The organism is Rhodovibrio salinarum DSM 9154, assembly GCF_000515255.1.
Taxonomy (GTDB): Bacteria; Pseudomonadota; Alphaproteobacteria; order Kiloniellales; family Rhodovibrionaceae; genus Rhodovibrio; species Rhodovibrio salinarum.
This window is the reverse complement of the sequence record NZ_KI911559.1, coordinates 3,407,174-3,428,686: the sequence shown is the minus strand read 5'-3', so window position 1 is coordinate 3,428,686 and position 21,513 is coordinate 3,407,174. Positions and strand designations below refer to the sequence as shown.

The following is a 21,513-nucleotide window of genomic DNA, read 5'->3' as shown; positions in this document are numbered from 1 at the left end:
GCACTCAGGGGTGTAAAAATTTTTGACAGCCCGCATGCGGCGATAGATCTGCCGTCACCGCAGCGCCCCTTTGGGCGCTTTAGGCCCGCAACCCCAGCGAGCGCTGCTTCAACCGGATCGAGCGCCTGCGCCGCATCGAGACGCGCTTCGACAAGCACATCGAGGACGATATGGCTATGTTGAAACGCACCCCATCAGCGTGTGGCGGCGCCATAGGGCGACGGTTCAGCAAAAAAATACGATCATGCTTTGTGAAATGTGTTTCATGCATACCAGGAAAACGTAAAATAGCATTGTCGCACCGCGTGCGAACGTCGATGAATGGGGTAGCGCCGATTTGACCGCTCAGCTTGCGGGCGCTTTAGAAATGCGGCTGAAAGCGAGCTGGATACGGTTCTCCGCGGAACCCGCCCGGCCTTTCAGTCGTGGCGGGTTTATTGATTTCGGAGATCTGGATGATCGACCTTTACCGAGTCGAGAAACGCTTTGCCGGATCACAGGAGGGCGCCGCGCTGCAGGGCATCGACCTGCAGGTCGGAGATGGTGAAGTGTTCGGCGTGATCGGGCGCAGCGGTGCTGGCAAGTCTACGCTGCTGCGCCTATTGAACGGGCTGGTGCGACCGACCGAGGGGCGGGCGCTTGTCGACAGCGTCGATATCGGCGCGGCGCAGGGCGCCGAACTGCGTGAACTGCGCCGACGCGTCGCCATGGTCCACCAACACTTCAACCTGCTGAGTTCCCGCACGGCGGCGGCCAATGTGGCGTTACCGCTCGAGTTCGTCGGCGTCAAACCGTTTGAGGCGAAACGGCGGGTGCAGCGGCTCTTGGAACTGGTCGACTTGAGCGCGCACGCGGACAAGTACCCGGCGCAGCTGTCCGGTGGCCAGAAGCAGCGTGTCGGCATCGCCCGGGCCTTGGCCGTCGACCCGAAGCTGCTGCTCTGTGATGAGATCACCAGCGCTCTGGATCCGGAGACGACACGCCAGATTCTTCGGTTAATCGACCGGCTCCGGAGGGAGTTGGACATCACCGTGGTGGTGATCACGCACGAGATGTCGGTGGTGCGGCAGCTTTGCGACCGGGTCGCCGTGTTGGACCAGGGGGCCGTGGTCGAACTCGGCCCGGTGGCAAAGCTGCTTTCCCAGCCGGAACATCCCGTCACCAAGGCCCTGCTCGACAGCGAAAGCGGCCATACCGAGGCGCCGACCCTTCGCTTGCCCGCAGGGGAGGCGGCCGAGCGGGCGGTGCTGGACTTAACCGCGGTTGAGGGCGTGAGCGTCACGGTGCGTCGCACCGCTGGTCAGCTGGAGGTCTCGATCGGCGGCGATCCCGCGGCGAGGCGCGACGCGCTCGCGCGGCTGCAGTCCCACAATCTCGCACTCGAGGAGCTCGGCGATGCCCGATCTGATATCGCTGCTGCTTGAAGCCACGCTGGAGACCATCTCGATGGTCGCAGTGGCCTTGGTGCTTGGCATCCTGTGTGGTGGGCCCCTCGGGGTCTTTCTGGCCACCGGGGGCAAGGGCGAGCTTCTGCAAGCCCCCCAGCTGCGCACGGTGGTTGCCGGGATCGTCAATGCGACGCGCTCGGTTCCCTTCATCATCCTGGCGGTCGCGATCATCCCGTTCACCCGCTTCGTGGTCGGCACCTCGATCGGCACCGCGGCTGCCGTGGTGCCCCTTGCGGTCGCCGCGACGCCCTTCCTGGCCCGCATTGTCGAGAGCGCCCTGCGTGAGGTCGATCCCGGACTGGTCGAGGCAGCGCGCGCGATGGGCGGGCGACCGCTTGCGATCGTCTGGAAGGTGTTGCTGCCGGAAGCGCGCCCGGCGCTGATCTCGGGGATCACCCTGACCGCGATCACGTTGATCGGGTTTTCCGCCGTGGTCGGAGTCATCGGCGGTGGCGGCTTGGGAGATCTCGGCATTCGTTACGGTTACCAGCGCTTCCGCCCCGACGTGATGGTCGCGGTGGTGCTGACGTTGATCGCCCTGGTTCAGGGCATCCAAATGGTCGGTGACCGGTTCGCCCGGCGGCTCGATAAACGGCACGTCTGACGCGCCGACCGGCCGAAATCCCAGATAGCAAACGGAGTGTGTTGATCATGCGGAAGCTCATGCAGCTTGCCTGCAGTCTCGCTGTTCTGGCCGTCGCGCAGGGGGCGATGGCACAGGAGTCCATCACCGTCGGCGTCACGCCCGGAACCCACGAAAAGGTGATGGAGGTTGTGAAGCAGCAGGCCGCGAAGGACGGGCTGGACATCGAGATCGTCACCTTTAACGACTACGTCATCCCGAACCGGGCCCTGGCCCTTGGCGACCTCGACGCCAACTCCTTCCAGCACGAGCCCTACCTGGATGCCCAGATCGAGCAGCACGGCTACGATCTCGTCGCGGTTGCGAAGAACTTCATCGAGCCGATGGGGGTCTACGCCGAAGATTACGAGAGCCTCGAGGCGCTGCCGCAAGGCGGCACGGTCGCGATCCCCAACGATCCGTCGAACGGTGGTCGCGCGTTGCTGCTGCTGGAGCGCGAGGGCCTGATCACGCTGCGTGAGGGGGCCGGTCTAACCGCCGGCGTGTCGGACATCGCCGACAATCCCAAGGAACTGGAGTTCGTCGAGCTCGACGCGGCGCAGTTGCCGCGGGCATTGCCCGACGTCGACGCGGCGGCCATCAACACCAACTATGCGCTGGAGGCGGATCTCGATCCGCGCCAGGATGCGATCGCGGTCGAGGATGCCGACAGCCCCTACGCCAATATTATCGTTGTCCGGTCGGAGGATCGCAACGCGGCGTGGGTGGATACCCTGATCCAGGCTTACCAGACCCCGGAAGTGCGGCAATACATTCGCGACACGTTCGACGGTGCCATCGTGCCGGCTTTCTAGAGCCATCGTACGTTTAAGCGTTCGTATCGTCGGTGTGGCCGGAGGAATGCCCGCATTCCTCCGGCCACCCAGGCTGGTCGGCCTTTGCGCCTGGCGCAGCCCGCGCCAAACCCGGACCCGGCGCGTGGCCGCCACGTCTGCGCGACGCTGTTCGGCGATGTTTGTTACGAGGATGTGCGGGCGGGGGGCTTGCCGGTCATGCGCGCGGCGTAGTCGAGGGCGGAGAGCATGTTGACGTGGTTCGCCTTGCCCGTGCCGGCGATGTCGAAGGCAGTGCCGTGATCAACCGAACAGCGGTCGATCGGCAGGCCGAGCGAGACGTTGACGGCACTGTCGAAGGCAACCAGCTTGACCGGGATATGACCCTGATCGTGGTACTGCGCGACGACGAGGTCGAAGTCCCCTTGGTAGGCGCGATGGTAGACCGTGTCGGCCGAAATCGGTCCGCGTACATTGATGCCTTCGGCTTCGGCGGCCCGCACGGCGGGCGCGACGAAATCATCATCCTCCGTCCCGAATAGGCCGTTTTCACCGCAATGCGGGTTGATGCCCGCGACCGCGATGCGCGGGGCTTCCAACCCCATGCGTCTGAGATGCCGGTGCCCTGTGCGTATGGTTTCCAGCACGCGCGCGGTTGTGGCTCGGTTTATTGCGTCCTTCAACGAGACATGCGTTGAGACGTGCACCACATTGAGCCGTTCCGAGGCCAGCAGCATCCATGAGGACGCCGATCCCACAAGATGGGCGAGCATCCCGGTGTGCCCGTCGTAGTGATGCCCCGCCGCATTCAGGGCTTCCTTGTTGATCGGGGCGGTGACGATGCACGCGGCCGAACCGGACATGGTGCTTTCCACGGCGCGCTCGATATAGCGGAAAGATGCTTCGCCACAGGCCGGGCTTAACACGCCGAACTTCCCCGGAAGGTTGTCGACGGGCACATGATCGACGCGGATGCCGTCACCGGCGTCGTTCGGGGCAATCACCGGCAGGGCAACGTCGCAGACCTTGGCCGCGCGTGCGACCGTATCCCGGTCGCCGACCATGATGGCCGAAGCGCGTAGAGCGGCGGGGCTGCTGGCGAGCGCCTTGACCGTGACCTCGGCCCCGACCCCCGACGGGTCGCCCATCGTGATGACAATTGGCTCGGTCATTCAGGATCTCCGCTTTGTAGGTAAGTTGCCTTTATTGACCTATAGGTAAAATAGATATCAATACTCTCGTTTCGTGGACGGCGCTTTGGTCAAACTCCCATACATATATTGGTTCTGTCGGGTCGCCAAATATGTAATGAAATTTACGCCATGTGTGCTGGGAGACTCGGGATGCCCGAGATGCTGATCGTTGCCGATGACCTGACGGGGGCGCTCGATTCGGCCGTGGCGTTTGCCGGTGGCCGGCAGACCGTCCTGGTGGCAAGGAAAGCCGAAGCGGTGCCGGCCGTGCTGCAGCGCCGGCCCGATGTTCTGGCTGTGAACACGGCGAGCCGCGAGGTTGCGCCCGACTGCGCGTGTGCCCGCGTTCGATCCGCGCTCGCGCAGGTGGATGTGTCCCAGATCGCTGGCGTCATGAAGAAAGTCGATTCACGCCTGAAGGGCCATGTCGGGCCGGAAACCGAAACGCTGGCCCGGATGTATGCCCCTGACCGTATCATTGCGGCCCCGGCGATCCCGGATATGGGGCGCACGGTCAAATCGGGACTTTTGTCCGGGACAGGCATCGATGGCCACGTGAAGATAGGGGAGCTTTTCGGGCCGGACGTGGCGGTGCCCGACACAACGAGCGATGACGATCTCGACCGGCTCGTCGCCACGCAAACTGACGAGAATGTGCTTTGGGTTGGGGCGCGTGGGCTTGCGCATGCGCTCGCGCGGGCGACGTGGGGAAGGCGGGTTCCCGACGTTCCGGAATTGCCGTGGCCCGCTTTCTTTGCCAACGGCTCCCGCGATCCTCTCACGGTTGCCCAGGTTGCGGCCCTGCGCTCTCGGTTCCAGGTCATAGACGCCCCTGATGGGCGCGTGCCGTCCGCTGTTCGCACGGATAAACTCTGTGTCGTATCGATCTCGGATGGCGACGAAGGTCTGTCCAGCGAGACGGTCGGCGCGCGCTTTGCGGACGGGATCGCTAAGCGGTTGAACGATCAACGTCCGGCGACGCTGCTGCTGAGCGGCGGCGAGACGGCCAATCTGGTTCTGGACCGTTTAGGGATAGACATTTTGCAAGTTGTCGATGAGCTCCGGCCTGGTGTGCCGCTTTGCAGATGCGAAGCGCCTTGGGGCGCGGTCTGGCTGCTGACCAAGTCCGGTGGTTTTGGGGCGCCGGAACTCTTGCTGGACATCGCAACTGGCATTTTGAACGGAAGCGGCGCATGGCGAGTATGAAATGGGCCGGATCATATCCGCCCGGATAATCGTGCGCGGCCGTCTTTGGCGGTCGTACACTTGATCTCGGAATGTAGGCGTGGCGGCAGGTCGCTCATGAGGTACTTTCCGGCTCGTGCGCGCGCAGCATCCCGTGGCGGCCGACCGGCAGCATCATGGGCTTGCCGGAGGTGGGGTCGGCGATGATCCGGCTGTGCAGCCCAAAGACCTCCCAAACCATCGCCTCGGTCAGCACTGTCTGTGGCTGGCCGGCTGTGTGCACCCGTCCGTCGACCATGGCAACGAGGAAATCGGCGTAGCGCGCGGCGAGGTTCAGATCGTGGAGCACCATCACGATCGTCGCCTCGCGCACGCGGTTTAGGTCGGTCAGTAGGTCCAGGATCTCGATCTGATGATTGATGTCGAGGAAGGTTGTTGGCTCGTCGAGCAGCAACACGTCGGTTTGTTGGGCCAGTGCCATCGCCACCCAGACGCGCTGACGCTGGCCGCCTGACAGCTCGTCCACCGCGCGCTCAGCCAGCTCGGCGATGGCGGTCGTTTCCAATGCGGCGGCCACCGCCGCGTCGTCCTCCTGCGTCCAGCGGGACAAGAGGCCGTGGTGGGGATGGCGGCCGAGCCCGACCAGGTCCGCGACGGTGATGCCCTCGGGGGCCAGCGGCGACTGCGGCAGCAGGCCGAGCCGACGTGCGAGTTTGCGGGCCGGGAGCCGATGGACCGACTTGCCGTCCAGCAGGACATGTCCGTGCGCCGGCGCGAGCAGCCGCGACAGGCATCTGAGGAGCGTGGACTTGCCGCAGGCGTTGGCGCCGACGATGGCGGTGATCTGCGCCGGCGGCAGGTCGAGGTCGAGCCCCTGCAGCACGGTGCGGTCGCCGTAGCCGGCCTGCAGCTCCTGGGCAACGAAGGACCGGATGCTCATGTCCTGCCTCCGGTGCGGTTCGTTCGGACGATCAGATAGAGCAGGTAGGGCGCGCCGAGCGCGCCGGTCACGATGCCGACCGGATAGCGGGTCGACAACAGGAACTGCCCGGCGTAGTCGGCGAAGAGGACGAGCAAGGCCCCGGTCAGGGCAGCCGGGATCAACGGCGAACGCTCCGGGCCCACCACCCGAATGGCGATCGGTCCGGACAGGAAGGCGACGAAGGCGATCGGGCCGGAAACGGCGGTGGCCACGGCGATCATGCCGACGGCGGCGATCACCACCAGTGCCCGCGTCCGTCCGAGCGCGACCCCGAGCGCCGCGGCGGCGTCGTCCCCCAGCCGCATCGTCTCGAGATCGCGCCACCGGCTCAGCAGCAGCCCGCCGAAGAGGACGAGCGAGATCAGCACGGGGCGGGCCTGTTCCAGCGTTGCGCCGCTGACGCTGCCTGTGAGCCAGCGCAACGCCTCCTGCAGGGTCCAGGCGGGGGCGATGGACAGCACGTAGGCGATAAAGCTTTCCAGCATCGCCGAGATCCCGATGCCGATCAGGATCAGCCGCGCGCCGGCGACCCCGTCCCGCCAGGACAGTAGGTAGATGGTCATGGCGATTCCCAGCCCCGCGGTGACGGCGAAGACGGAAACCGCAAGGCCGCTCCAGCCCAGCACGACGATGGCGAACACGGCGGCGGCGCTGGCGCCCGAACTGATGCCGATGATGTCGGGACTGGCCAAAGGGTTGCGCAGCATGCTCTGGAAGGTGGCGCCGCCGAGGCCGAAGCTTGCCCCGACGAGGATCGAGAGCACGGCGCGCGGCAGCCGCAGCTCATGCACGACGAAGGCCGCGCCGGGCACATCTTGCCCCGCGAGAACGCGCAGCACCTCGCCCGGCGGTGTCCAGGACTGGCCAAGGCTGAGCGTGAGCGCGACCCCGGTCACCAGCAGCGCGAGCAGACCGAATTGCAAACGTCCGCGCCGCCGGGCGCGTCCCTGGCGTATCGCCGTGACCCTGCGGACCAGGTCTGGATGGGCCGGGGCGCTCATAGGGTCCCGACCCGTCGCTGTCGAACGATCCAGATGAAGACCGGGGCGCCGACGAAGGCCGTGACGATGCCCACGTCCAGTTCGCTCGGGCGCGCCAAGATCCGGCCGAGCACGTCCGCCGCGATCAGCAGGACCGCTCCCGTCAACGCCGAGAACGGCAAGAGCCAGCGATGGTCCACGCCGACCAGCAGCCGGCAGAAGTGCGGCGCCACCAACCCCACGAATCCGATCGGGCCACAAGCCGCGGTGGTCGCGCCGCTGAGCAGGACCGCGCCGAGTGCGGCGCCGCCACGGGTCCACGCCACGCGTGCGCCAAGGCCGGCGGCGGCCTCTTCGCCCAGCGCCAGCAGGTTGAGGCCGCGCGCCGACAGCAGGCTGATTGCGAAGCCGGCGGCGAGGAAGGGCAGGGTAGGAACGATGCCTTCGTAGGTTGCCCCGCCGACGCCGCCGACCTGCCAGGCGCGGACGCCGCCGGCGATGTCCGGGCGCGGCAGCACGATGGCCATGGTCAACGACGCGGCGGCGATCGAGGTTGCGGCGCCCGCCAGGGCCAACTTCAGCGGCGTTGCGCCGCTGCGGCCAAGCGATCCGATCGCGTAGACGAAGCAGGCCGCGACCCCTGCGCCGAAGATGGCGGTCCAGAGGAAGGCCTGCAGGGAGTCCATGCGAAACCAGGCGATCCCGATGACCACGGCCATGGCCGCGCCCGCGTTGACGCCGAGGATGCCCGGATCGGCCAGTGGGTTGCGGGTGACGCCCTGCATGATCGCGCCGGCCAGCCCGAGCGCCGCCCCGGCCAGCGCCGCCAGGAGCGTGCGCGGCGTGCGCATGGCCACCGCCGCCTGGCCAAGCGTGTCTGTGTGTCCTGTAAGGCCGGCGGCGATGTCGGGCCAGGCGACCGCGCGTGTGCCAAGGGATACGGACAGAAAGCAGGCAGCGAGCAGTGCGGCCAGGACCGTCAGAAGCCATCCGAACCTGGCGCGGCCCGGCCGCCGTAGTGACTCCACGGTGGCCGAGGGTGTTGCGGTGCCGCTCATTTGGCCTGACGCGCCGCTTCGGCGAGGCGCCCGACATAATCCTCCAACACCCAGGGGATCGACAGGGGCGTCGGGTTGGCCGCCGTGCCTACGGGATCGTTGTCGAGAAGCACAACCGCCCCATTCCGAACCGCCGGCAAATGACGGACCAGCGGGTTCTCTTGAATGGCATCCCGCAACGCCTCCCCGCCGTAGGCGATGAGGATGTCCACGTCCGCGAACGCGTCGATCCGCTCGGCGCTGATCTCGCCTGCATAGCGGCTATCGGCGCTTGCCTCCCGGACACTGCGGGGCAGGTCGAAACCGAGATCCAAGAGGAACTTCACCCGCGTATCGTTCGCCGTGTAGAAGCGGATGACGCTCAGATCCCGGGCCTCGAGATGGGTGACGAACATCGCCGTCTTGCCTTCAATTTCCGGGTGACGGGCGACGACCTTGGACATTTCGTCTTCGATGCGCGCGATCAGCGCCTCGCCCTCGGCGGCCATGCCCATGCCAGTGGCGTTCAGGCGGATCATCTCGCGCCAGTCCGTCGTCCAGGGCCCATCCCGATAGGCGATCACCGGGGCGATCTTGCTCAGTATGTCGTAGTCGGCTCGGCTTAGCCCGGAATAGGCCGCGAGGATCACGTCGGGGTTGGTGGCGGCGACAGCCTCGAAGTCGATCCCGTCGCCTTCGTCGAACAGTGTCGGCGCTTTGGCATCGAGTTCTTCGAGCCGTTCCTCCACCCAAGGCAGCAGCCCGTTACCGTCGTCATCGCCGAAATTAGCCCGTGCGAACCCGACCGGGACCACGCCAAGCGCCAGCGGGACCTCGTGGTTCGCCCAGGCGACCGTTGCCACGCGTTCGGGCTGTTCCGGGATCGTCGTACGGCCGAACGCGTGCTCGATGGTGATCGGAAAGTCCTGTGCGGCCGCATCTCCCGTTTGGATAGCGAGGATGAGGCCTGCGCCCAGAACAAGGGTGCGAGCAAATCGAAAAAAGCACGACATTCGAAGGACTCCGGGATCACGGGACGGCGGCTGCACTGGCGCATCGGACTTCCACTCCAAAGACACCAGCGTCAAGCCGAAGGACGGTTCCACAGCGAGGTCCAGCGGTCTTGAGAGCGAATTCCCCGTAATTTCCGACAATCCCAGTTGGAAGATTCAATACGCCGCTGTTGGCGCTTTGTAAGGCTTCTTATCGCCAGTCATGGCGTCGCCGGCCCTGCGCGGACCGGGTGGCCGCCCGTGGATAAGTCCGACGGGCGGCCGAGGGGGAATCTGTCGACCAGGGAGCAGCGCACAGGATCGGGCCGCGCGCCCGAGCCCCGTTCGCGCGAGCTGCCGTCGGGTGTGTGGAAACGAGGGATGAACATGGACAGAGAAAGGCAAGCCAGTCGGCGCCACAACCGTCGCCTGAGCTGCCTGCTGATGGGGTGCGCGACGCTCGCCGTCGTGCCGGCAGGCGCCTACGCCCAGGAAACCTCTGAAAAGGCCTCCGAAACCGACGAGGAGGTCTATCGGCTGTCGCCGATCCTCGTCGACAGCGGGGTTCAGCCGGACGACGACGCGAACTCGGTGGTCGCCCACGAGCTTTGGGTCGGCGGCAAGGTCGCCACTAGCGTTTTGGATACGCCAGCCTCGGTGTCCGTGATCACCGAGAAGGAGATCGAGGAGCGCAACGCCGAAACCGTCGAGGAGGTGCTGAACTACACGCCCGGCATCATCACCGATTATTACGGCACCGACGACCGCAACGATTATTTCCTGGTGCGTGGTTTTCAGGCCTCGACCTATCGCGACGGCATGACCCTGGGCTCGATGCGTGGCGTGCGCGAGGAGCCCTACGCCTTCGAGCGGGTCGAGGTTCTCAAGGGCGCGAACTCCACCCTGTTCGGCCCCTCCGACCCGGGCGGGTCCGTGAACTATGTGAGCAAGACCCCCAAGTTCGACTCGTTCGGCGAAGGGTACATCCAGGGGGGCTCTTTCGAGCACCGCGAAGCTGGTTTCGACGTGGGAGAGCCGCTGAACGAGGATTCGACGTTGGCCTTGCGGCTGACGGGCAAGATCAAGGACAGCGAACGCGAATACGACTATTCGCGCGATGACGAGAAATTCCTGATGGGCGGCCTGACGTGGGAGCCGACCATCGACACCTCCCTAACCGTCGTCGCCGACTACCTCAAACGAGATTCAACGCCCAACAGCGGCGGTTATCCTCTGGACCGCGAATATGATCGCGATCTGTTTTTCGGCGAGCCCGGTTTCAACGACCACGAGGTCGAACGCGGGACCGTCACCGCCATGCTTGAGCATCGTCTCGGCGACGGTTTGTCCCTGCGCGCCAATGCACGCTATAGCGACCTGACTGACGATTCCGGCTATGTCTATCTCTACGATTTCCCGGGCCGAACCGGCGATGTGGTGTCCCGTTACTACTTCGGCGAGGACTCCTCGGCCCAGGAATTTATCGGCAACACCATGGTGCAGTACGACGCCAGCATCGGTCCGGTCGACAGCAGCACGCTGGCCGGCGTCGAGTATCGTGACGCCTCGTCGAGCTCGAGCGCGTTTTATGGCACGACGTCGTCGATCGACGTCTCGGACCCTGTCTATTCCGGCGCGCCCAGCGGTATCTCTCCCTACCGTGAAGAGGATACCGACTATGTCACCAAGGCGCTGTTCCTGCAGCAGAACCTGTCCTTCTACGACCGGGTAATCGTGACCGGTGGCGTGCGCCACGACAAGCTGGATCTGAGCAGTTCCGGGCGGGATTCCGGGGGCGCTTTCGACGACAGCGACGACTTCTCCGAATCCTCTTTCCGGGGCGCGCTCACCTACAAGGTTACTGACGAGGTCTCGACCTATATCAGTTACGTTGAATCGGTCGCGCCGCCGCAGGTCGGTGTCGCACCCGAGCGGGGTGAGCAGTACGAGGCAGGCGTGAAGTATCAGCCCTCGGAGATCAACGCGCTGTTTTCCGCATCTGTATTCGACCTGACCAAGAAGGACATCACGATCGCGGTGGTGCAGAACAACGGTTCGATCGAGCGGGAGTTGATCGGCGAGAGCCGGGTCCGTGGCTTCGAGCTCGAGGGTAAGGCCGAAATTACCGATAACCTGAGCGTGATCGGCGGCTATAGCTACCTCGATACCGAGGTGATCGAGGCGGCTCCGGTGAACGGCGTGGACGTCGAAGGCAACGAGTTCGCCTCTGTGCCGAACCATCTGGCGTCGCTCCGGGCGACTTACGTGGTGCCTGGCGCAGGCGCGCGCGGCGACCTTACTTTCGGGGCGGGGGCCCGCTTCGTCGGCTCCTATTACTTCAACCAGCAGAACGACAACGGCGAGAGCGATGCGACCGTCCTGTTTGACGCATCGGTCGGCTATAACGTGACGGAGAACGTCGATCTCCGCCTCGACGTTTCGAACCTGTTGGACAACCAGCACGTCGTGGGCAGCGGCACGGCCAACTACTACAACCCCGGCCGTGAGATTATGGCGACCCTGCGCTACAGCTGGTGATCTTTTCGGACGATTGGGCGGCCCTGTCCATCACGATGCGGATGGGGCCTCCCCTCCCGGTCTTGCCTAAGTCCCCGGTCTGGAGCGGTCGTGTGGCCAGTCCGGGTCTTAGGCGCTTTGATGCGCGCGCCGCCAGACGGCCGGCGTCTCCCCTTCGACCTGGTTGAAAACCCGGGTTAAATGCGCTTGGTCCGAGAAGCCGAGGCGGTCGGCGATCTCGGAGATGCTCAGAACGCCTTCGCCCAGCAAGGTTTTCGCGAGATCGATACGCCGCGTCGACTGCCACTGCAGCGGCGTCATACCGGTCGTGTTCTTGAATACGTGGGTGAACCAGCTTTCGGATAGGCCCACGGCCTCGGCCATCTCGGCGACCGTCAGGCGGCGTCCCCCGCCAGCTTCGAACCTGGCAACGATCTTGCGCATCTGTGCGCGCGTGAGCCGGCCGTCTGCACGGGTCGTCCGCCTTTCCCCCAGATCGAGCATGCCGGCAACCAGGCTTCCGGCAAGGCTTTCCGCATAGAGGTCATGGCGGGCCGGATTGGTCACTTCATCGACCAGCAGTCGTGCCAGCATCTCAAGGTCGCGAGGCTCATCCACCTCGGCGGGGCGACGCGCGACGGCCAATGCGGCGGTCCGTCCCAGCGACGGCGCGAGGAACTTCACCATCTTCTCTGGCGTGAGATGGATGTCCAGATGCGAGAAGGAGAGGGGCGAGGTGAAAGATGTCCACATCGACGTGCCTGCGGGCACATAGAACGCGCGTGCCATCGGCCGGCCCGTTCGCCGCACCGCGTCGTTTTGATTGGTCACGCGGATCGACGAGACATCGGTAAAGAAGATGCTGACCCTGGGATTGGCGGAGATATAGTAGCCTTTGCCGCCAGCCTCTCCCTCGGCTTCCCAGAAGGCGCTTGCCAGACCGTCGAACACCCGCCACTTGAGCGGCGCGGTGGGATGGATCCCCTCCGTGTGTCCGGTGAACTGGTGGTGATAGCTCATTTGCTCTGCGTCCAGATCCACGCGCGGTCGCGATCCTGTTGGACTGGCTAACAGGACCGGTGAGGGCGGCGTTTTCGAAGCGAATGGCAAGACGCCTCGGGAACCCCGGCGCGACACCGAACTGTGCTCACGCGCGGGTGAGTATATGCAAATGCGACGCATTATCAATAATTCGGGACATCTCTCCGGGCGGCTTTCGCGGCGGCCGTGGGGATCGCTAGGCTAGCGTTGAACCGGGCTGCCTGTCGGGTTTGAAGAAGGATGGGAGCAGATGGCTGATTACACGCTCTATTACTGGCCGTCTCCGTTTCGCGGCCAATTCGTCCGCGCTGTCCTCGCGCATGTCGAGGCTTCGTGGGACGAAGCCGGCATCGAAGAGGTGGTCGCCCTTCACGACGCCGAACCCGCGCAGCAGGTGGTTCCGCACATGGGGCCGCCCGTCCTGACGGATCATGCGGCGGACTTTTCGCTGGGGCAGACGCCGGCGATCCTCGCCTATCTTGGGGGCAAGTACGGCCTGATCCCGGGCGATCCGGCCCGCGCGGCCCTGACGCATAAGATCACCGCCGATGCAGATGATGTGCTCTACGAAATGACGCTCCACAACGGCGCCCAGATGTGGACGCAGGCGCGATGGGAAGCTTACCGGCCGCGTCTTGGGCGCTGGATGGCGATCTTCGAGGAGCATGGACGCCGCCACGGTCTGACGGCCGAGCAGGGCTACCTCCTGGGGACCGACGCGCCAAGTCTTGCGGATCTCACGACGCACATCCTCTGGGGGACGATGACATCGCAGCTGCCGGCGCTGCGGCCGTTGCTTGAGACCCAGGCGCCTGCGATCGCGGCGCTCTCCGACCGGATCGGCCAACTTCCGCAGCAAGCGAGCCTCCGCGCGTGGAGCGAAGCGGAATATGGCGACGAATGGTGCAGCGGCCAGATCGAGGCCTCCCTGCGCGCCGTCCTCTGAGGGCGGCGCAGCCACGGATCGCCACGCGGCAACGGGTCGATAAGACCCCGCTGACATCAAGGGCCGCGTGTCGCAGTCACCGGGAGTCAGGTGCCGATGCGATGGGTCAGGGCGGAGAAGTCAGGCGGGATCGGGGTGCCGAGGTCTTCCGTCTCGACGATCGACAGGTCTTTCAGTCCGTGGCCCGTTACCACCGCCATGACGCGGGTCGAAGGGGTGATGCCAAGTACCTCGCCGAGCCGCGGGGCGGCGGCGATCGGCGCCGCCGCGCTCGGTTCGAGGACGATCCCTTCGCATCTGGCCGTCCGTTGCACGGCATGGGCGATCTCGTCCTCGTCAACGGCCAGGCATGCACCGTCGTACCGGCGTAGCCACGACAACGTATAGGCGCCGTGATCCGCGTAGCCTTCAAGCGTATCGCTCAAGGCCGAGGCGATCGTCTTGCCGGGTGTCGTCGAGGTGACCGGTGTGCCAGAGGTCCAGGCCGTCGTGATCGGGGCGCAGCGGGTTGGCTGGACAGCGACCGGCCTCGGCATTTTCGAGGCCAGGCCCGCGGCCTGGAGGCGTGCGAACCCCTTCATGATGCCCACCAGGAGGGGGCCGCTTGAGATCGGCAGCAACAAAACGTCCGGCGCCGCCTGCGCGACCTCGTAAGCCAGGGTCGCGTAGGCATCGACCCCATAGGGGTTGTGGAAGGTGGTCGTGAGATTAACCCAGCCGCGGCTCCGCGCCAGCTCATCTGCCAGACGGCAGCAATCGCTGGTCGCGCCGTCGACCGTGACCAACTGGGCCCCGGTGACCGCGATCTGACGCAGCTTGGCCGCCGGGGCCGTGGCCGGGACGAGGACGACGACCGGCATGCCGGCCCGGGCTGCATAGGCGGCGGCCGAGGCGCCGGCGTTGCCGCTCGAGGACAGGACCAGCCCAGGGCGTCCATACGTTCGGGCCAGCGATACGGCAAGGGCGATCGCCCGATCCTTGAACGAGCCCGTTGGCATGATCGAGTCGTTCTTGATCCACAGGGATTCAAGCTGACTGTCGGCCGCAAGGCGCGGGCAGGGCAGCAGGGGCGTTCCAGCCTCGCCCAATGAAACGCGGTCTTCGCGCGCGCAGTCGGGCAGCCATTGCGCCCAGTGCCAGAGGCTCCGCGTGTCTTCGTCCGCGTGCGGTATGGCGTTCTGCTCTGGTCCCGGGATGTCCAGATCCAGAATCCCGCCGCAAGCACTGCAGGTCGAGGGGACCTGGGCGATATCATGCACCTGACCGCAGGCAACACAGGTCAGGCGTTCTGTTTCCCGGGCGTTCATGGTGCTTGCCGAGTGGCTGCGTCGTGGAGATCCCCGACCACGGTGCAAAGCTCTTTGACGACGGCCTCGCTGATCCGGCGACCCTTGTCCGCGGAGGCCAACGACGGGTCCCCGACCGTCCCGCGACCGTCCGACATCGCGCGCATGCTGCGATAGAGGGTGGCCTGCGCGGGATGAAGCATGTCCGCGTCGGCCCATGCGTGGGTCGCGGCGTAGCTGTGGCCGCCGATCAGGTCGCGACGGACGCGCTCTGGGGCGATGTGCAGCATCAACGAGGTCTCGAACTCCCCGGCATGGTTGACCCCGCCGGGCGCGCTCTCGCGCAACTGGGTGAGCGGTTCGGCCGCCAGTTGCCACCAGGTGGCGAGCGCGATCTGACGGTCCGGATAGCTTGGGCCGAGCTTTTCCAACAGAACCTGTCCCGCGCCGCGGTTGCCGCCATGCGAGTTGAGGATCAGGAGTGCCTGGAACCCATCGCCCATCACCGATCTTGCGATGTCCCCTGCGTAGGCGATGAAAGTCTCATGGCCCACGCTGAGCGTGCCGGTGAAGTCGCGGTGATGGTCCGAGCAGCCGACGGCGATCTGCGGCAACGTCAGAACGTTCTCCCCCAACTCGGTGTCCAGCCGTTCCAGGAAATGTGCGCCGATGGTGCTGTCGGTATCCACCGGCAGGTGCGGACCGTGCTGTTCCACCGCCGCGATGTTCAGCACCACCGGCGTGGTGCGCGCCAACGCATCGACGTCGCGGGTTGTGAGGTCGCTCCAGCGCATATTCTCGCCCCTCAGCCGCGGTGTGCTGCGAGATGGGCCGGGCGTGCGCCGGCAGGCAACTCGTGCGGCTCGAAGGGGGCGACCCACTGGCCGCCGATCACGGCGCCTTCCGCGCGCAGGCTTTCTTCTGCGCGCACAGTTGCGCCTTCCACGTCGACCAGGTCGACAGGGGTCTCGCGCAGCGACAGCACGCTTGCGTCGCCCAGCGCGCCGGGTCTGAGCGTCCCGAGCTCCGGGCGTCCGAGGATGGCCGCGGGGGTCGAGGTCGAGGCGGCGACGACATCGTCCAGCGGCAGACCGAGTGCGAGGAATTTCGACAAGGTCGTCACCTGGTCGAAGGCGGGGCCTTCGACGCAGAAGGCGTGCACATCGGAAGAGATCGTGTCGGGTCGAAAGCCGCGTTCGAGCATCGCGCGCGCGGTCTTCCAGGAGAACGAGCCCATGCCGTGGCCGATGTCGAAGTGCACGCCGCGCTCGCGCGCCTTCAGGACTTCGGGTTTGATCTCGCCGGTGCCGGTGACCGGGGCATTGGGAAAGGGGCGGAAGCAGTGTGTCAGGACGTCGCCAGCGCGCAGGCGCGAGACCACTGCTTCGTAGGTCGGCGGCGGCTCGTCGATGTGGGCCATGATATGCAGCCCGGTTTCCTCCGCCAGTTCCAGCGCGACGTCGAGCGGCTGGATTCCGGCCGGACCGCTCGCGTGACGCCCGATGCGGACCTTGATGCCGACGATGACGTCACGGTTCGCCTCGATGACCCGGGCCGCTTCCTTTGCCGACACAAGGCGGAGGTCGTGGCTTTCTCCGACCATCAGGGAGGGTGTGAAGCCGAAGATCCCGGCGAAGGAGACGTGCAGATAGACCAGGATCCGTGCCTGTGCCTGGTCAATCACGTGCTTGCGGAACCCCGGGAAGTTGCCGGCACCGGCGCTGCCCGTGTCGACGCTCGTGGTCACCGCGCTGAGACGGGCGTAGTCGTCCGCGTCGATGCCAAGAGAGGTGCCGCCCCAGTAGACATGCGTGTGCAGGTCGATCAGTCCCGGGGTGACGATCTTACCGGTAACATCCCGAATGTCGGCGTTTTTGTTGGCTGGAATATCTGAACCGAGGCCCACAACGCGGCCGTCTTCGAAAGCGATGTCGGCAACGCGGTCGATCTTCTGGGAGGGGTCGACCACTCTGGCATTCTTCAGGATCAGTTGTTCGGCCATGCTGTGATTCCCTTTGGGCAGGACGCCGCAGGCACGGCCGTTCCTGCACGAGCTCGTGACGGGTCTTAAGATTCCGGCCGATACGCGACCGCTTCGACCTCGACCTTGATGTCGACCATCAAGCGGGATTCGACAGCCGTCCGGGCCGGCGGCTCGGACGAGAAGAAGGTGCCGTAGACCGCATTGAAGCGCCCGAAGTCGCGCGCGTCGTCGAGCCATACGGTCGTCTTGACCACGTCCTCAAGCCCCGCGCCGGCGAGCTTCAAAGCGGCTTCCAGGTTCGCCATCACCTGTCGGGTCTGCGCCTCGATGCCGCCGTCGACGAGGCATCCATCCTCGCCCATCGGAACCTGTCCGGACACGTAGACGAAGTCGCCCGCACGTACGGCGGGCGACAGGGGAACCGGTGCTTTCCCGTAACACGTCCTCGGCATAGCTGACCTTCCTCTGGTTCTGGGTCGGGCCGCCTGATCGCCTCGCCTTCGCTGCGGGGCGCGCGGCATATGTATGTTGCTTTCCTACATTATGCGCAATTTCCTTGAGCTCAAGGCCAAATTTTATGTTGCTTAGTTACAATTTCGCTGCCACCGTAGCTTGCCAACATGCCGTGACACCCCCCTTGCGGGGGAGTTTGCCGAGGAGTTCCCTCGATGCCGCTGGACTTAATCGCCAAGCTCCGAGAAGCCGCCGCTGAGGGCAGCAAAGCGGATCGCGCCGTGGCGCGGGCGATGTTGAGCGATCTCGAGCAGGCATGCCGCGCTTCGATCGCGGAGCTTGCGGCGGCGGCCGGAGTCAGCGAGCCATCGGTCACGCGCTTTTGCCGCGAACTCGGGTGCGACGGCGTACGCGATTTCAAAATGCAGCTGGTCCAGGTGCTGGCCGTCGGGGGGCTTTACCTCTATCCCCAGCCGCTCGATCGCAGCGAGAGTGCGCGGCGCATCGTTAATGCCGTCAGCGAAGGGGCCCACGCTGCGGTCGACGCGGCGGCGAAAGCCGCCGACATGTCCAAGGTCGAGCAGGTGGCGGGCCTGCTGACCCAGGCCAAGCGCATCTATGTTTACGGGTCGGGCGGCGTCTCCTCGCTGGGGGCTATCGAGCTTCAGAACCGGCTATTCCGGCTGGGGCTCGCGGTCGTCGCCCACACGGACGGGCAGATGCAGCGCATGACCGCTTCGGTCGCGAATTCCGATTGCGTGATCGTGGCCATCTCCTCGTCGGGTCGGGCGCCTTCGGCCCTCGAGGCGACGAAGATCGCGCGTCAGTACGGCGCCAGCACGGTGGCACTCAGCGCCCCTGATTCCCCCCTCGGGGAGGTGGTGGATGTGTGCCTTCCAGCTCCCTTTCCCGGCGACGATCAGCTCTACAAGCCGACCTCCGGACGCTACGCCCTGCTGATCGTCGTCGATCTGATTGCGATGGCAGCCGCCGAGACCCTGGGGCCGGACGTTTTGGAGGGGCTCAGGCGTATCCGCACCAGTCTTTCCAGCCTCAATAGGGGCGATCCGACACGCCCGATCGGCGATTGAACGAGGGATCGATCATGCACAACTTAGCCGCCGTCGAAACTCCGGCTGCTGTTGTCGACCTCGACCGTGTCGAGGCCAACCTTGCCCGTGCTCAGGCGTATGCAGATGCCCATCGGCTGCGCTTGCGACCGCACATCAAGACCCACAAGCTTCCGCGCTTCGCACGTCGTCAGGTCGCACTCGGTGCCGTCGGCATCACGTGCCAGAAACTCGGGGAAGCCGAGGTTATGGCCGATGCCGGGATCGACGATATCCTGCTGACCTACAACATCCTGGGCGCCTCGAAACTGCAGCGCCTGCGGAACCTGGCCCACCGGATCTCGCTTACGGTGACGGCCGATAACGTGGCCACCGTGCAAGGGTATGCCTCGGCCTTCGAGGGCGCCGAGCAGCCGCTTACGGTTCTGGTTGAGTGTGACACCGGTGCCGGCCGCTGCGGCGTTCAGACGCCGGCGGAGCTGGTCCAGTTGGCGCACGCCATCGAGACGTCGCCTGGCCTGACCTTTGGCGGGATCATGACCTATCCGCCCAAGCGACGCGTTGGCGAAACCGCGCAGTGGCTGGCGGAGGCGGTGAACGCCCTGGAAGGTGCCGGGCTGCCACCCGCGACGGTAACGAGCGGGGGGACGCCCGACATGTGGTCGGCCCACCTGGCCGATCCGATCACGGAGTACCGTCCGGGCACGTACATCTACCTCGATCGCATGCAAGTCGACTACGGGGTCGGCAGCCTCGATGACTGCGCCCTGACCGTCCTCACCACGGTCGTCTCCACGCCCACGCCGGACCGCGCGATCCTCGATGCGGGGTCCAAGGCGTTGACGACGGATATGCTTGGGCAAACCGGCTTCGGCTTGATACGGGAATACCCCGACGCCGTGATCGGCGAGTTGAGCGAGGAGCACGGCATCGTCGACGTGTCGCGCTGTGCGACCAAGCCGACCATTGGCGAGCGTCTTCGTGTGGTGCCGAACCATGCCTGCGTGGTCTCGAACCTGTTCGAGCGGGTTCAGGTGTTGGCGCCTGACGGCAGTGTCGAGGAGGTTCCCGTCGCCGCACGCGGTCGGGTGGTTTGAACGTGCGCGCAGGCATCTATCCGCAGGGCGAGCAAATCAGGAGGGGCGGGGCATGCGGAACCTAGCGGCCTTGAGCAGTAAGCATCTAAACCGGGTCGTCGAAGCGCTCGTCGTCTTGTTGATGGCACTGCTTGTGTTGGTGGTGTGGATCGGTGTGATCGATCGCTACATCTTTCACTGGCAGCTTCCCTGGCCGCAAATTCTCGCGCGCTATCTGATGATCTGGACGGCCTTGCTGGCCATTTCCTGTGCGATCGCGCGACGTGAGCACATTGGGCTGTTGCTGGCGATCGAACTGGTTCCGGAAGTCGTTCGACGGATGCTCCTGATCGCCGCCGATCTTCTGGGGTTTGCGCTCTTCGCTTACCTCTTCTGGTACGGCCTGGATTTCGCTGCTGGCGGTATCAACCGGCAGGCCATGGTCTTCGGCCTGTCGCTTGCCCCCGTGTTCGCGGCGATTCCCGTTGCGGCTGGTCTTAGCGCCATTCAGCTCGCGCTCGTGATGCTACGGGACCTGGGGCAGAACCCGGTCATGGGCGACGCTATGGGGTCTGAATAATGGTCTTCGTTGCACTGGCTTTCCTCCTACTGCTGACGATCGGGGTTCCGATCGGCTTTGCCATCGGTCTGACCGGCCTGTTTGGTCTGGTGCAAATGGGCGGCGAGCGGTTTCTCGCGATGGGGCCGAGCAAGATCTTCAACGGCCTCAACATCTTCCCCTTTCTCGCGATGCCGTTCTTCATCCTGGCCGGTGAGATCATGAATCACATCGGGATCACCCGACAGCTCATGCATCTTGCCCAGGTGCTGGTCGGCCATTTCCGGGGCGGCATCGCGCACGCCAACATGGTGGCGTCTGTGTTCTTCGCCGGCTTGACCGGGGCGGCGACCGCCGATGCCGCCGCGTTCGGGAAGACGCTGGTGCCGGCGATGGTGAAGCAGGGGTATCCACGCGACTATGCCTGCGCCGTGACCGCGGCGGGGTCTATCATCGGCCCGACGATCCCGCCATCGGGACTGATGGTGGTCTACGGCTCGCTTCTTGGCGTATCGATCGGCGGGCTGTTCGCGGCCGGCATCCTGCCAGGATTGCTCATCTGCCTGGTCTGCATGGGTGTGATCTGGCTCGGTGCGGGCCGGCGCAATCTGCCGCGAAGCGAGCGGCGTGCCAACTTCCGGGAAATCGCCAGTGCGTTCCGGCAGTCCCTGGCCGCCTTGCTGATGCCGGTGATCATCCTGGGCGGGATTCTGGGCGGCATTGTAACCCCGACCGAGGCTGCGGCGGTCGCCGTGGCTTACGCTTTCGGGCTGGGGGTCGTCGTTTACCGCAACATCACGCCGAAAGACCTCTACAACATGCTGCTCCGCACGGGGCGGACCACCGGCGTGATCTTCGTCATCATCGCGTTCGCGAGCGTGCTTGGTTGGTGGATGAGCTTCAATAGCATTCCCCAAATGCTGGCAGAGGCCGTGCTCTCGGTTTCCGCCAACAAGCATGTCGTCCTGCTGCTGATTATCGTCCTGCTGCTCGTGATCGGCATGGTGATGGATATAACGGCCACGCTGATCATCCTGGCGCCGGTTCTGGTCCCGCTGACCGCCGACATCGGCCTGACGCCGATCCACGCCGGGATCATCTTCGTCATCGCCCTAAACATCTCGCTGATGACGCCACCGGTCGGTGCCTGTCTGTTCGTGCTGTCTTCAGTGACCGGTGAACGGGTCGAGGCGATCGCCTATCGGCTTTGGCCATTCCTGCTCGCGGAGGTCGCGGTGCTGCTCCTCTTCGCCTTCTGGAGCGATGCCGCCCTCTTCGTGCCGAGATTGTTCGGGTTCGCCTGACGCGGGCCGCGCCCGAGCAAGTTCTCTCGGATATTCCGAACGAC

20 protein-coding genes are annotated in these 21,513 nt (G+C 65.2%); 10 read left to right on the top strand and 10 right to left on the bottom strand.

Annotation, left to right across the window (positions count from 1 at the left end; translation table 11 throughout):
* Positions 1–455: 455 nt before the first annotated feature.
* Genes RHOSA_RS0115900 through RHOSA_RS0115890 form a run of 3 tightly spaced genes read left to right on the top strand, consistent with a single transcriptional unit; the run spans position 456 to position 2,885 of the window.
* The gene (locus RHOSA_RS0115900; protein WP_027289461.1) at positions 456–1,424 is read left to right on the top strand and encodes a methionine ABC transporter ATP-binding protein; all 969 of its coding nucleotides are present in this window, start codon (positions 456–458) and stop codon (positions 1,422–1,424) included.
* Positions 1,396–2,052: a methionine ABC transporter permease gene (locus RHOSA_RS0115895; protein WP_027289460.1), complete on the top strand. Its 657-nt coding sequence runs from the start codon at positions 1,396–1,398 to the stop codon at positions 2,050–2,052. Before RHOSA_RS0115900 ends, RHOSA_RS0115895 begins: the two co-directional genes overlap by 29 nt.
* Positions 2,053–2,099: 47 nt before the next feature.
* Entirely contained in the window at positions 2,100–2,885 is a 786-nt protein-coding gene (locus RHOSA_RS0115890) for a MetQ/NlpA family ABC transporter substrate-binding protein (protein ID WP_027289459.1), read from the top strand.
* Positions 2,886–3,049: 164 nt separating this feature from the next.
* On the opposite strand, the gene pdxA is transcribed toward RHOSA_RS0115890, so the two are convergent.
* On the bottom strand, positions 3,050–4,036 hold the full coding sequence (pdxA, locus tag RHOSA_RS0115885; RefSeq protein WP_027289458.1) for a 4-hydroxythreonine-4-phosphate dehydrogenase PdxA: 987 nt from the start codon (positions 4,034–4,036) through the stop codon (positions 3,050–3,052).
* Between the two features lie 171 nt (positions 4,037–4,207).
* Here pdxA and RHOSA_RS0115880 point away from each other — a divergent pair, with 171 nt between their 5' ends.
* A complete protein-coding gene (locus RHOSA_RS0115880; protein WP_051432217.1) occupies positions 4,208–5,263 on the top strand; it encodes a four-carbon acid sugar kinase family protein in 1,056 nt (351 codons plus the stop codon).
* 94 nt (positions 5,264–5,357) lie between these two features.
* Here the strand turns inward: RHOSA_RS0115880 and RHOSA_RS0115875 are convergent, their stop codons facing one another.
* From RHOSA_RS0115875 to RHOSA_RS0115860, 4 genes are all read right to left on the bottom strand, one after another.
* The gene (locus tag RHOSA_RS0115875) at positions 5,358–6,182 is read right to left on the bottom strand and encodes an ABC transporter ATP-binding protein (protein ID WP_027289456.1); all 825 of its coding nucleotides are present in this window, start codon (positions 6,180–6,182) and stop codon (positions 5,358–5,360) included.
* Entirely contained in the window at positions 6,179–7,147 is a 969-nt protein-coding gene (locus RHOSA_RS0115870) for a FecCD family ABC transporter permease (RefSeq protein WP_200371976.1), read from the bottom strand. Before RHOSA_RS0115870 ends, RHOSA_RS0115875 begins: the two co-directional genes overlap by 4 nt.
* Positions 7,148–7,221: 74 nt before the next feature.
* Complete coding sequence (locus RHOSA_RS0115865; protein WP_051432215.1) at positions 7,222–8,262, bottom strand: FecCD family ABC transporter permease; 1,041 nt, start codon at positions 8,260–8,262, stop codon at positions 7,222–7,224.
* Entirely contained in the window at positions 8,259–9,254 is a 996-nt protein-coding gene (locus RHOSA_RS0115860; protein WP_037256491.1) for an iron-siderophore ABC transporter substrate-binding protein, read from the bottom strand. Before RHOSA_RS0115860 ends, RHOSA_RS0115865 begins: the two co-directional genes overlap by 4 nt.
* A 366-nt stretch (positions 9,255–9,620) precedes the next feature.
* Here RHOSA_RS0115860 and RHOSA_RS0115855 point away from each other — a divergent pair, with 366 nt between their 5' ends.
* Positions 9,621–11,771: a TonB-dependent siderophore receptor gene (locus RHOSA_RS0115855; protein ID WP_027289452.1), complete on the top strand. Its 2,151-nt coding sequence runs from the start codon at positions 9,621–9,623 to the stop codon at positions 11,769–11,771.
* A gap of 108 nt (positions 11,772–11,879) precedes the next feature.
* Here the strand turns inward: RHOSA_RS0115855 and RHOSA_RS0115850 are convergent, their stop codons facing one another.
* Positions 11,880–12,791 carry a helix-turn-helix domain-containing protein gene (locus RHOSA_RS0115850; protein ID WP_200371974.1) on the bottom strand — a complete coding sequence of 304 codons (912 nt, stop codon included), beginning with the start codon at positions 12,789–12,791 and terminating at the stop codon, positions 11,880–11,882.
* A gap of 250 nt (positions 12,792–13,041) precedes the next feature.
* Here RHOSA_RS0115850 and gst point away from each other — a divergent pair, with 250 nt between their 5' ends.
* The gene (gst, locus tag RHOSA_RS0115845) at positions 13,042–13,737 is read left to right on the top strand and encodes a glutathione transferase, Atu5508 family (protein ID WP_027289450.1); all 696 of its coding nucleotides are present in this window, start codon (positions 13,042–13,044) and stop codon (positions 13,735–13,737) included.
* Positions 13,738–13,823: 86 nt separating this feature from the next.
* Here gst and RHOSA_RS22975 read toward each other — a convergent pair whose 3' ends face one another.
* The 4 genes from RHOSA_RS22975 to RHOSA_RS0115825 all read right to left on the bottom strand — a co-directional run bounded on the left by RHOSA_RS22975 (position 13,824) and on the right by RHOSA_RS0115825 (position 17,459).
* A complete protein-coding gene (locus RHOSA_RS22975) occupies positions 13,824–15,044 on the bottom strand; it encodes a threonine synthase (protein ID WP_051432214.1) in 1,221 nt (406 codons plus the stop codon).
* Positions 15,041–15,817, bottom strand: a complete 777-nt coding sequence (locus RHOSA_RS0115835) for a creatininase family protein (protein WP_027289449.1) — start codon at positions 15,815–15,817, stop codon at positions 15,041–15,043. The genes RHOSA_RS22975 and RHOSA_RS0115835 overlap by 4 nt, the downstream gene beginning before the upstream one ends.
* A gap of 11 nt (positions 15,818–15,828) precedes the next feature.
* Entirely contained in the window at positions 15,829–17,025 is a 1,197-nt protein-coding gene (locus tag RHOSA_RS22970; protein ID WP_081728769.1) for an amidohydrolase/deacetylase family metallohydrolase, read from the bottom strand.
* A gap of 65 nt (positions 17,026–17,090) precedes the next feature.
* Complete coding sequence (locus RHOSA_RS0115825) at positions 17,091–17,459, bottom strand: RidA family protein (protein WP_027289448.1); 369 nt, start codon at positions 17,457–17,459, stop codon at positions 17,091–17,093.
* 216 nt (positions 17,460–17,675) lie between these two features.
* Here RHOSA_RS0115825 and RHOSA_RS0115820 point away from each other — a divergent pair, with 216 nt between their 5' ends.
* The 4 genes from RHOSA_RS0115820 to RHOSA_RS0115805 are packed head-to-tail and all read left to right on the top strand — an operon-like array spanning position 17,676 to position 21,469.
* Complete coding sequence (locus tag RHOSA_RS0115820; RefSeq protein WP_037256489.1) at positions 17,676–18,551, top strand: MurR/RpiR family transcriptional regulator; 876 nt, start codon at positions 17,676–17,678, stop codon at positions 18,549–18,551.
* A gap of 14 nt (positions 18,552–18,565) precedes the next feature.
* Positions 18,566–19,627: a D-TA family PLP-dependent enzyme gene (locus RHOSA_RS0115815; protein WP_027289446.1), complete on the top strand. Its 1,062-nt coding sequence runs from the start codon at positions 18,566–18,568 to the stop codon at positions 19,625–19,627.
* A gap of 52 nt (positions 19,628–19,679) precedes the next feature.
* Positions 19,680–20,186: a TRAP transporter small permease gene (locus tag RHOSA_RS0115810; RefSeq protein ID WP_027289445.1), complete on the top strand. Its 507-nt coding sequence runs from the start codon at positions 19,680–19,682 to the stop codon at positions 20,184–20,186.
* The gene (locus tag RHOSA_RS0115805; protein ID WP_037256488.1) at positions 20,186–21,469 is read left to right on the top strand and encodes a TRAP transporter large permease; all 1,284 of its coding nucleotides are present in this window, start codon (positions 20,186–20,188) and stop codon (positions 21,467–21,469) included. Before RHOSA_RS0115810 ends, RHOSA_RS0115805 begins: the two co-directional genes overlap by 1 nt.
* Positions 21,470–21,513 lie beyond the last annotated feature (44 nt).